The sequence below is a fragment of the uncultured Algibacter sp. genome (genome assembly GCF_947487575.1).
GTDB lineage: Bacteria > Bacteroidota > Bacteroidia > Flavobacteriales > Flavobacteriaceae > Algibacter_B.
In genome coordinates this window covers 1-11,877 of record NZ_CANKXG010000009.1, presented here as the reverse complement: position 1 = coordinate 11,877, position 11,877 = coordinate 1, and the positions used below count along the sequence as shown (strand labels likewise).

Sequence of the window (11,877 nt, the reverse complement as noted above, 5' to 3'; positions counted from 1 at the left end):
GCTTTTCAAATTGCTTATTATATTAAATTTATAACTTCTATTAGTTTATTATGCATGGCATCTGTATAATCCAAATGGGTTACCATTCTAAGCTTTCTACCTCCCATACTAATGATATGTATATTTTTATCCGCTAACTGTTTTACAAATAGTTTCTCATCAACGTCATCAATAAGCTCAAAAATTACAATATTGGTTTCAATAGGTTCAACATGCTTAATAACAGATAAATTAGTTAATTTTTCTCCAATTTCTTTTGCCCTTTTGTGGTCTTCTTTTAATCTATCAAGGTTATACTGTAATGCATACAATCCTGCAGCGGCTAAATAACCTGCTTGTCTCATATTACCACCAAATATTTTTCTTATTCTTATCGCATCATTCATAATTTCAGAATTACCGACTAAAATAGATCCGACTGGACAACCTAAACCTTTACTAAAACATACAGATATTGTATCAAACAAGTTTCCATATTGCATAGCAGTTTCATTTTTAGCTACTAAAGCATTCCATATACGCGCACCATCTAAGTGGTAACCTAAATTATTATTTTTACAAACTTCGTTTATTTTAATTATCTCATCAAAATCCCAACATGCACCTCCACCTTTATTGGTGGTATTTTCAACTTCTACTAAACTCGTTTTACTATAATAATAAGCATCTGGATTTATAGCTTCCTCAACTTGTTTAGCTGTAAACATACCCCTAACTCCATCAATGAGCTTACATGATATACCACTGTTAAAAGATGCACCTCCTGACTCATAATTATATATATGCGCATATTTATCGCAAATTACTTGATCACCAGGTTTCGTATGCAATTTTAAAGCCGTTTGGTTAGCCATAGTACCGCTTGGAAAAAACAAAGCCCGTTCTTTACCGAACATTTTAGCCACCTTTACCTCCAATTTATTGATAGTCTCATCTTCTCTAAACACATCGTCACCAACTTTGGCTTGCATCATAGCATCCAACATGCCTTTTGAAGGTTTTGTTACGGTATCACTTCTTAAGTCTATAGTCATGAAATAAATTTAGCTATAAATCTATTAAATATATTATGACCAATTTAAACTAAATTGAAAATCCATTAACTAAAATATATTTTAAGCTAGTAAGTAATTCTTGATTCATTGGTTTTTTTTTAACATAACTAATTAAAAACCAACCATTAATCGGATTAAAAGAATATTTACCGAAATATTTTTTTATGCATATATTATTTTTATACATTACATACATTAAATGCTATTAATCAACCAAAATTAAAATTATGAAAAAAATTATTTTAACAGTAATAGGGATTTGTTTCCTATTTCTATCTTGCGAAAACGAGTCGTTAGATTTTCAAGAAGATGCTTTACAAGAAAATCTGTCGTTTTCTCAATCACTTTCTAGTAATTCGTCATCAGGATGTATTCCAGATTTAGAAGCTTTAGAGTTAAGTTTACCAGATACAGTAACTGCAACAACAACTGCAAAACCGGGAGTTGACGCTTACTTTTCTTTGGACATTTTGGATACTGACTTAGCTGGTACTGACATAGCTGCTTGGTGTGTAGACCAAGATTTAAGTTTAAATCAAGAAGAAACGTTAGAGTTTGCTGTATATTCTAGTTATGAAACACTTCCTGCTGGTGAATTTGAGTTCCCTGAGAACTTTGATTTAGTAAACTGGGTTGAAAATCAAAACTTTGTTGGAAAAGCAAGTCCTAGTGGAGGAACTTATACTTTCGGACACGTACAATATGCTATTTGGAAACTTGTTGATGATTCAATTTGTGTTTCATGTTCTTTCTTAACTAGTCCAACTGGTACTTGGAATACTGATAGCGATAACAACATTGCTAAAGCTCAAGAAATTGTTGATGCAGCAATAGCTAATGGTCAAGATTTTGTACCAGGCTGTGGTGAAAAAGTTGGTGTTATTCTTAATCCTGCTGGAAAACAAGCTATTATTATTTTTGTTGATGTTCCTGAAAAAGAAATAGAAGAAGAATGTTTTGAATGTGAAGGTAAAGTTACAGAATTGGAGCTACAATATAATGGTAGCCAACCTGCTAACATAATTGTGAAAACTAAAAAAGAAGGAGAAGGTGGCAGTAAAATAGTTTTTGAAGGAAACGTTGCTCCAGGCGAAACTTTTAGTTTTATTGGTAATGATAAAAAAGGAACACTAGGTACAGAAATTAAAATTTATGTAGATGGTAATGAAAACACAAAAATTCATACTAGTTGTTCGAAACCTATTGGCCCTGGTTTAATTAGTGGCGATTTTAAAGTTGTAAGTGGAACAAGTCGAGAAGGTGGTAACTTATGCCCTGTTGATACTCCTCCAAATGATGATAGTGATTGTAGTGAATGTGAAGGTAAAGTTACCGAGTTAGAGCTGCAATACGATGGTGGTATAATAGCCGATATTGTTGTTAAAACAAAAGGAAAAGGTAAGAATAAAGAAGGCGCCATTGTATTTGAAGGTACTGTAAACCCTGGTGAAACATTTAGTTTTATTGGCAATGATGACAAAGGTACTTTAGGTACAGAAATTTCTATTTATGTTAACGGGAGTTTAGATCAAAAAATTCACACTAGCTGTTCTGTACCTATTGGCCCAAGTGCTACTTTTGGTGATTATATAGTTATTAGTGGTAAGAGTCGAGAAGGCGGCGAATTATGCAATACAAACTACAGCGATGATGATGATGATGATGATGATGATGATACTGACTGTGATTGCGATGGTAAATTAACCGAGTTAGATTTAGTATATACTGGTGATAATGATTTAATTATTGTAAAAACAAAAGGTAAGGGCAAAGATAAAGAAGGCACTGTTTTGTTTGAAGGAAATCTAGATAATGGAGGAATAATTGAACTAGTAGGAAATGACAAGCACGGAACTTTGGGAACCGAAATTAAGATTTACATTGGTGGTTCTGAGTCTGCAAAAATTCATACGAGCTGCTCAGATCCTAATGTTGTACCTGGGTATATAGTTGGTGATTTTGAAGTTATTCGCGGTGCAAGTCGAAATAATGGTGAATTATGTCCAAACGAAAGTGATGGTCATTAGAATAGTTGTAAAAATCATAAAAAAGCCTAAAAAATATTTTTTAGGCTTTTTTATTTAAATAATCCTAGACAAAATTAATTAAGCATTACAATATAGCAGTATTAAACTTTTAATTTATTCTAATTATCCAAAACTTCCTATTCTTTTGAAAATTTAATTCTATTTTTGTTTAAAAGAAATTACAATTATGATAACATCAGATCAAATTAAAGATCTAAATACCCGCCTCGACAAGCTTAGGCACTATCTTTGACATAGATGCTAAACTTATAGAAATACAAAACGAAGAAGAGCAAACCTTCTCTCCTACTTTCTGGAACGACCCTAAAACTGCCGAAGTCGTTATGAAATCACTTCGAGTTAAGAAAAAATGGGTTCAAGACTACAAAGATTTAAAAACACTTATTGAAGACCTAGAGGTTATCTATGAGTTTTTTAAAGAAGAGGAAGCTACACTAGAAGATGTTGAAAATAGATACAATAAAGCATCTACGCTACTTGAAGATATTGAATTTAGAAACATGCTTTCTGAAGAAGGCGATAGTTTAAGCGCCGTTTTACAAATTACTGCAGGCGCTGGAGGGACTGAGAGTTGCGATTGGGCAAGCATGTTAATGCGCATGTATCTAATGTACGCCGAAAGAAATGGCTTTAAAGTTAAAGAACTAAATTTTCAGGAAGGTGATGTAGCAGGAATTAAAACGGTAACCTTAGAAATTGAAGGCGATTTTTCTTTTGGTTGGCTAAAAGGTGAAAATGGCGTTCACAGATTAGTCCGTATTTCACCATTTGATAGCAATGCAAAACGTCATACAAGTTTTGCTTCCGTTTATGTTTACCCACTTGTGGATGATACTATAGAAATTGAAATAAATCCAGCAGATATCGAAATTACTACTGCACGTTCAAGCGGTGCTGGTGGGCAAAACGTAAATAAAGTTGAAACTAAGGTTCAATTAACACACAAACCTACAGGAATTCAAATTTCATGTTCAGAAACCCGTTCTCAACACGATAATAGATCCAGAGCTATGCAAATGCTAAAATCTCAGTTATATGAAATTGAGCTTCAAAAACAGTTATCACAACGTGAGGATATTGAAGCTGGAAAAATGAAAATTGAATGGGGAAGCCAGATTAGAAACTATGTGATGCATCCATATAAACTAGTAAAAGATGTCAGAACTGCACATGAAACTGGTAATATAGATGCAGTGATGGATGGAAATATTGACGAATTTTTAAAATCTTATTTAATGGCCATAGGGCAACAAGTAGAAGATGATAATCAACTATGAACAAAATAGACACAATAATATTTGACCTTGGAGGTGTTTTAATCGATTGGAATCCTGAATACGTTTTTTTGGATGAGTTTAATGGCAATCGAGAAAAAATGCAATGGTTTTTTGATAATATTTGCACAAATGATTGGAATGAAAATCAAGATGCAGGTTACTCCATGGAAAAAGCTACCGAAGAGCGTGTTGCTCTTTTTCCTGAATACGAAAAACATATTCGCATGTTTTATGGCAGATGGGTTGAAATGCTAGGCGAAGCCATTGATGGTACTGTAAAAATTTTAGATACATTTATTAAATCTAATGACTACAAAGTTGTAGCCTTAACAAATTGGAGTGCAGAAACTTTTCCTATTGCTATAAACCGTTTTGACTTTTTACAATGGTTTGAAGGCATTATAGTTTCAGGTGAAGAAAAAACCAGAAAACCATTTGATGAAATATATCATCTAACGCTAAAACGATTCAATATAAAAGCCGAGAATTCAATTTTTATTGATGATAACTTAAGAAACATTAAAGCCGCCAATAATTTAGGAATAAATGGCATTCATTTTAAATCACCAGAACAACTCATTAAACAATTAAAAATATATAATATTAATTTATAATGATTAAAATATATCATAATAATCGATGTAGCAAATCGCGTTGCGGTTTAGAAATATTGGAGAAATCGGGTAAAAATTTTGAAGTTGTTAAATATCTTGACAATACGCTTTCAGTTAAAGAACTTAAAGACATTATAAAGCTTTTAGGAATAAACCCCATTAAGCTAGTTAGAAAGAATGAAGCTATTTGGAAAGAAAACTACAAAAACAAAGATTTAAGTGATACGGAAATTATAAAGGCTATGGTTGAAAACCCAAAACTTATAGAACGTCCTATAATAATTAATGGTAATAAAGCTGTAATTGGCAGACCTCCTGAATTGATACTTGATATCATTTAAAATTCCGTATTTCTGTTAACAGTATTTTAACCTTCTCTAATTAAACCATACTCTAAATTTGTGGTCAAATTACCAAATCAGTTTTAATGAGTAAATCTTTAGTTTTAACGGTTGTTTTTAGTTTGTTTATAATTTTTGGTTTTAGTCAAAAATTAGAAAAAAAAGAGATTATAATTTCAGGCAAAGTTATTGATAAAGAGACTCAAACCCCTTTGGAATACGCTACCATTGCTTTTTTTAATAAGCGCCAAAACAAAATTATTACCGGTGGCATAACTGACTTAGAAGGAAATTTTAGCATCCCCATTATTTCTGGTATATATGACATTACTATTGAATATATGTCTTTCAAAACCATTACAATTCATAATAGAAAAATGCCTAAATCAGAAGATATTGGTACTTTTTTCCTTGAAATAGATGCAGAGTCACTAGAAGAAGTAGAAATCATTGCAGAGCGTACCACTGTAGAAATCAAGCTCGATAAAAAAATATATAATGTTGGTAAAGACCTTACAGTTAGCGGTGGAAATGTAAGTGATGTTTTAGATAATGTACCATCCGTTTCAGTAGATGCTGAAGGTAATGTTGCCTTAAGAGGTAACGACAACGTACGCATTCTTATTAATGGAAAACCATCTGGCTTAGTAGGTCTTAATTCCACTGAAGCATTAAAACAATTACCAGCAGAAGCCATTGAAAAAGTAGAAGTAATCACCTCACCTTCTGCAAGGTATGAAGCTGAAGGTACAGCAGGAATATTAAATATTATTTTACGCAGAAGTAAATTACAAGGACTAAATGGTTCTATTACATCAAATGTTGGTCATCCTGATGCCGCTGGTATTTCTGGCAATATAAATTATAGAACGGGCAATCTTAATTTTTTCAACACCTCATCTTATGGTTACAGGGAAAGTATAGGGCGCTGGTATAATGATGTAAAATATTTTGATATTAACACTCCAGATTTAGATGAAAAAAGGGATTGGACAGACACAGGAAAAGGACTAACAACAAACGTTGGTTTTGAATGGTACATTAATAAATCTGCTTCGCTTACCTCTGCCCTTGTTTATAAAAATAATGATAATGAAAGAAACTCTGTTAACAAACTCATTCAGTTAGACAAAACAACAGGATTTACTAGCCAAAATATTCGATTAGACCCAGAAAAAGAAGATAATAAAACCATTCAGTATTCTTTAAACTTCACAAAAGATTTTAAAAAAAGTAACCATCAGTTTACTTTCGATTTTCAATATGAAGCGTCAAATGAAAATAAAAATTCATTAATTAATGTTAACGGTATTGATACTGATATTGTTAACACTTTAGAAGATCAAACAGATATTTTATTACAGACTGATTATGTTGTACCTATTGGAGATATGAGTCAAATTGAAATAGGATATCGTGGCAATTTCAAGGATACAACTACAAATTATGAAGTTTTATTACTTGATGATGACACCTCAAATCAATTTGAATTAAACACTAATCTTTCTAATGTTCTTAATTTTAGACAGCACATTACTGCCGCATATATACAGTTTGGTAGTAAAATTGACAATTTTTCTTATTTACTAGGATTAAGAATGGAAGATACTCGTACCACATTAAACCAACCAACAAGTGGTGATTTTAAAAGAAAAGGGTTAACAGGTTATTTTCCAACAGTAAATTTAAACTACGAAATAAGTGATAATGAAAGTATTATGCTTGGTTTTAACCGAAGACTAAGACGTCCACGTGGGTTTATGATGAATCCATTTCCTTCTAGGTCAAGTTTAACTAATGTATTTCAAGGTAATCCAGACTTAGACCCAACATTTAGTAGTAAATATGAAGTTGGCTATTTAAATAGATTTGGGAAATTCACTTTAAGTTCTGCTGTGTATTATGAACATTCCAATAACGTTATGACATTTGTAAGCAGAAAAACGGGCGAGACGGTTACTATTGATGGTGAAAATTTTCCAGTTATTGAAAGAGGTCCTATAAATTTAGCAACCGATAATAGATATGGTTTTGAGTTTAATCTAAATTATAGTCCAGGTAAAAAATGGCGAGTTAATGCAGATTTTAATTTATTTAAGTTAGAGAGGGCTGGTAGTTTTGAAGGTATAGACTTAGCATCAAATAATTTAACATGGTCTGCCCGTTTTACCAATAAACTAACTTTGCCTTATGAAATTGATTGGCAAACAAACATGAATTATAGAGGCCCCAGTAAAGATGCACAAAATGATAGAAAAGGAAGAGCCTCAATAAGCACAGCATTTAGCAAAGATTTGTTTAAAGAAAAAGCTTCTATAGCCTTTAACATCAGGGATGTATTTAATAGTAGAGTCTTTATAAACCATATTACTACTGATACTTTTACAACAAATTTAGAAGCTCAGTTTAGAGGTGGTCGTACTTTTAACCTATCATTTACATACAGATTCAACCAAAAGAAAAAAAGAGAACGTCAAGGTGGATTTGACGGTGGTGGAATGGAAATGTAAATTAGAAGTGAATAGAAAAACAAGACATAAAAAAACGGGAAGTAAGACTTACTTCCCGTTTTTTTATGATTTATATTTTTTTTAAGCTTGTTGACGCTTAGCTTTTCTTTCTTCTCTCATTTCATTAAATCTTTCTATCAAAAATCCTCCTATCCAATAAGGAATAACAAAAGTTAATAAAAAAATCATTAACCAAAACCCTAAGGTTAAAATGCTTAAAAATGCTAAAAAGCCTAAATACTGGTCAAAATCAAACATAAATGTAATTGTCTTTTATAAATACTTTACAAAGATAGTACAAAGAGATTTCTTATACAATATCAAGTAAAAAATTATTAACAGAGTTTTTAACTAATCTAAATTGGGCTGTGGTGTCATGCGCAAATATGGCTTAATCTCATCAACCCCTTTTGTAAATATTCCTCTTGCATCCTCAGTTGTAATTGCAGGACTTATAACTACATCTTCTCCATGTTTCCAGTTTGCTGGAGTAGCAACTTTATGATAAGCAGTTAATTGCAGAGAATCTATAACACGTAACAATTCATCAAAATTTCTACCTGTCGACGCTGGATAAGTTATAATTAACTTTACTTTTTTATCATTACCAATAACAAAAACAGAACGAACCGTTAGTTTACTATCGGCATTTGGGTGAATCATATCATAAAGTTCTGAAACTTTTCTGTCTTCATCAGCAATTATAGGAAAATTAACTGTTGTTTTTTGAGTTTCGTTAATGTCTTTTATCCAACCTTTATGCGAATCTAAGCCATCAACACTAAGTGCAACAACCTTTACGTTACGTTTATTAAATTCTGTAGTATATTTTGCTACAGTACCTAACTCTGTTGTACAAACCGGTGTATAATCTGCTGGGTGTGAAAATAAAATTCCCCAACCATCACCTAACCAATCATGAAAATTAATTTCACCTTCTGATGTTTGCGCTGTAAAATTTGGTGCTTCGTCTCCTAATCTAATTGTTGCCATAATATTTTGATATTTAATTGAAGTTTTAATCCTACTAAATTAATAGATTTTTATTTTTTAAAAGTCATTTTATTAGTTATTTATATGTTAAAAATAAGTAACAAAAACTATCAAAAGTCATCTTTAAAAACACCATAAATGGATTATCTTAGCAGCTTAATAATTTAAGCATTTTTAAGATGAGCTACAGAATAGAAAAAGATACTATGGGGGAGGTAAAAGTACCTGCTGATAAACTTTGGGGGGCGCAAACTGAGCGTTCAAGAAACAACTTTAAAATTGGACCTTCAGCCTCTATGCCTCTCGAAATAGTTTATGGGTTTGCGTACTTGAAAAAAGCAGCTGCATTTACAAATTGTGAATTGGGGGTTTTAGCTATTGAAAAACGAGATTTAATAGCAAAAGTCTGTGAAGAAATCTTAGCTGGTAAACATGATGATCAATTTCCATTGGTTATTTGGCAAACAGGTTCTGGAACTCAAAGTAACATGAATGTGAATGAAGTTATTGCTAACAGAGCACACCAAATAGCAGGAAAGGTTATTGGTGAAGGAGAGAAAACAATTCAGCCTAATGATGATGTAAATAAATCGCAATCTTCAAATGATACGTTTCCAACAGGCATGCATATTGCCGCTTATAAGAAAATAGTAGAAACAACAATTCCGGGCGTTAAACAATTACGTAATACACTAAATGAAAAATCAAAGGCATTTAAAAATGTAGTTAAAATTGGTAGAACACACCTAATGGATGCTACCCCGCTTACTTTAGGTCAAGAATTATCTGGGTATGTAGCGCAGTTAGATTATGGCGTAAAAGCATTAGAAAACACTTTATCACATTTAAGTGAATTAGCTCTTGGTGGAACAGCTGTTGGAACTGGATTAAACACGCCAAAAGGATATAGTAAACTTGTTGCTGAATATATTGCTGAATTTACAGGTTTACCATTTGTAACTGCACCCAATAAATTTGAAGCTTTAGCAGCTCATGATGCTTTAGTCGAAACTCATGGAGCTTTAAAGCAATTGGCTGTATCATTAAACAAAATTGCTAATGACATTAGGATGATGGCTTCTGGGCCTCGTTCTGGTATTGGAGAAATAATTATCCCAGCTAATGAACCAGGAAGTTCCATTATGCCAGGAAAAGTAAACCCAACACAGTGCGAAGCCTTAACAATGGTTTGTGCTCAAGTTATGGGTAATGACGTAGCCGTTTCGGTTGGTGGGATGCAAGGACATTATGAGTTAAACGTATTTAAACCTGTTATGGCTGCTAATGTATTACAGTCTGCACAATTAATTGGAGACGCTTGTAGTAGTTTTGAGGAAAATTGTGCAGTTGGAATAGAACCTAACCAAGAGGTAATTACAACTTTACTAAACAATTCATTAATGCTTGTAACTGCTTTAAATACTAAAATAGGATATTATAAAGCTGCAGAAATAGCAAATACAGCTCATAAAAATGGTACAACCTTAAAAGAGGAAGCTATTAATCTGGGATATGTAACAGCTGAAGATTACGATGCTTGGGTAAAGCCTGAAAACATGGTTGGAAGCCTTAAATAATCCCTTTAAAACATATTTATATAGAAAAAGACAGGTAAATAATTTACCTGTCTTTTTGGTTGGTTAGCTATCAATCCTTTGTAAATTGCAATCCTAAAGGAAATCGGTCAAATATATAACTAACAAATCTTTCTAAAATTAACATTTGTTAAACCTGCAAAAAATTTAAGAAATATTTTTTTCGAATTTGATAAACTTAAAAAAATATTGTCAACCTCTTTTCTATTCTTTTTTTATCTTTCTTCTAATTCTGCTTAATTGTACAGCAGTTATGCTTAAATATGATGCAATTTGATACTGAGGAATTAGCTCTTCAATATTTGGTATTCTCTTCAAAAGGGATAAATAACGGTCCTTAGCATCCATAGAAATTAATTCTAATTGGCGTTCTTCATATTTAATATAAACATGCTCTAGAATTCTACTATACAAATTACCAATGTTTATATCATTCTTTCGCAGCTCCACAATGTCACTAAAATTAGCCTCATAAACATTGCATTCAGTTAGTGCTTCATAGGTTAATTTTGAAGGTTGGCTTTGTATTAATGCAGATAGCCCTCCAGCAAAACTGAAAGGCATAAAAAAGCTTTTATTAAACTCTTTTCCGTTTTCAGAACTCCAATATGCTCTCATCATTCCAGAGACAATCATATATATCTTACTGGGAACTTCACCAGGTCTAGCTATAAGCTCGCCTTGTTTAAGTTTCCTGTACGTGGCAATTTTCTCGAGTTTTAAGAAAGTTTCTTCAGAAACATCTAAAAACGAGTTTAGAAATACTAAGTTAGGGTTCATACTATTTACCTTATTTAACACAGTCATAAATGCTTAATACATATATGTCCGCGCTTGAAAAAGCAGGTTGGTAAAAACTTTTTCAAATAGTTAATAATATATAATTACAAACAAACTTAACCTTTTTTAAAGGCAACTAATTACTTTCTCTATAATTAGCTAATAAATTTGTTAACTTGTAGATAATAAAGAAACTAACTACATATTATCTATAAAAAATTCATAGTTTTACTAATAAATACATTACATGTCCATTATTATAATCAACATCAAAGAACTTCTTCAAGTAAGAGATTAAAATACATTAAAGATTTCAGGTAAAGACATGAAAAATTTGCCAACTAATGAATGACCCCGCAGCAAGCTGACGAGGAATTCTTTAGATTAAAATGAAAATGGCACCAGAAGAAGCTATTAACGCTGCGACCTTAAATGGTGCTTATGCCATGGGGATTGAAAAAGAATACGGTAGTATTACAAAAGGCAAAAAAGCTAATTTTATAATTACAAAACCTGTTCCAAGTTATAATTATTTACCATATTCATTCGGAGAAAATAATATCGATACGGTTGTAATTAATGGACACATTGTCTAGTCCTAAATAGTCGATACAGATTATTAAAGGATTAAATTTATTAATTAAAACTGAACAATCATATGATT

General features: G+C 31.9%; 10 protein-coding genes and 1 pseudogene. 7 read left to right on the top strand and 4 right to left on the bottom strand.

Annotation, left to right across the window (positions count from 1 at the left end):
• Nucleotides 1-17: 17 nt before the first annotated feature.
• Nucleotides 18-1,034, bottom strand: coding sequence for a GntG family PLP-dependent aldolase (locus tag Q0870_RS11165; RefSeq protein ID WP_298555557.1), 1,017 nt, complete (start codon nt 1,032-1,034; stop codon nt 18-20).
• Between the two features lie 248 nt (nt 1,035-1,282).
• Here Q0870_RS11165 and Q0870_RS11160 point away from each other — a divergent pair, with 248 nt between their 5' ends.
• The 5 genes from Q0870_RS11160 (at nt 1,283) to Q0870_RS11140 (ending at nt 7,845) form a co-directional block, all read left to right on the top strand.
• Complete coding sequence (locus Q0870_RS11160; RefSeq protein ID WP_298555556.1) at nt 1,283-3,082, top strand: hypothetical protein; 1,800 nt, start codon at nt 1,283-1,285, stop codon at nt 3,080-3,082.
• A 187-nt stretch (nt 3,083-3,269) separates the two neighbouring features.
• Nucleotides 3,270-4,380 (top strand): peptide chain release factor 2 gene (gene prfB / locus Q0870_RS11155; RefSeq protein WP_298555555.1). Its coding sequence is split into 2 segments (ribosomal slippage): nt 3,270-3,332 and nt 3,334-4,380, totalling 1,110 coding nucleotides; the frame shifts between segments, so codons are not numbered across the junction.
• On the top strand, nt 4,377-4,994 hold the full coding sequence (locus tag Q0870_RS11150) for an HAD family phosphatase (protein ID WP_298555554.1): 618 nt from the start codon (nt 4,377-4,379) through the stop codon (nt 4,992-4,994). Before prfB ends, Q0870_RS11150 begins: the two co-directional genes overlap by 4 nt.
• On the top strand, nt 4,994-5,335 hold the full coding sequence (gene arsC, locus Q0870_RS11145) for an arsenate reductase (glutaredoxin) (RefSeq protein ID WP_298555553.1): 342 nt from the start codon (nt 4,994-4,996) through the stop codon (nt 5,333-5,335). Before Q0870_RS11150 ends, arsC begins: the two co-directional genes overlap by 1 nt.
• Before the next feature lie 86 nt (nt 5,336-5,421).
• Nucleotides 5,422-7,845, top strand: a complete 2,424-nt coding sequence (locus tag Q0870_RS11140; RefSeq protein WP_298555552.1) for a TonB-dependent receptor — start codon at nt 5,422-5,424, stop codon at nt 7,843-7,845.
• An 81-nt stretch (nt 7,846-7,926) separates the two neighbouring features.
• On the opposite strand, the gene Q0870_RS11135 is transcribed toward Q0870_RS11140, so the two are convergent.
• Entirely contained in the window at nt 7,927-8,103 is a 177-nt protein-coding gene (locus Q0870_RS11135; protein ID WP_298555551.1) for a hypothetical protein, read from the bottom strand.
• A gap of 93 nt (nt 8,104-8,196) precedes the next feature.
• Nucleotides 8,197-8,838, bottom strand: coding sequence for a peroxiredoxin (locus Q0870_RS11130; RefSeq protein WP_298555550.1), 642 nt, complete (start codon nt 8,836-8,838; stop codon nt 8,197-8,199).
• A gap of 179 nt (nt 8,839-9,017) precedes the next feature.
• On the opposite strand from Q0870_RS11130, the gene fumC reads away from it, so the two are divergent.
• The gene (gene fumC / locus Q0870_RS11125; protein ID WP_298555549.1) at nt 9,018-10,415 is read left to right on the top strand and encodes a class II fumarate hydratase; all 1,398 of its coding nucleotides are present in this window, start codon (nt 9,018-9,020) and stop codon (nt 10,413-10,415) included.
• 222 nt (nt 10,416-10,637) lie between these two features.
• Here fumC and Q0870_RS11120 read toward each other — a convergent pair whose 3' ends face one another.
• Entirely contained in the window at nt 10,638-11,213 is a 576-nt protein-coding gene (locus Q0870_RS11120) for a Crp/Fnr family transcriptional regulator (RefSeq protein WP_298555548.1), read from the bottom strand.
• Nucleotides 11,214-11,596: 383 nt separating this feature from the next.
• Here Q0870_RS11120 and Q0870_RS11115 point away from each other — a divergent pair.
• Nucleotides 11,597-11,809 (top strand): annotated as a pseudogene (locus Q0870_RS11115) (amidohydrolase family protein); the annotation flags it as partial.
• Nucleotides 11,810-11,877 lie beyond the last annotated feature (68 nt).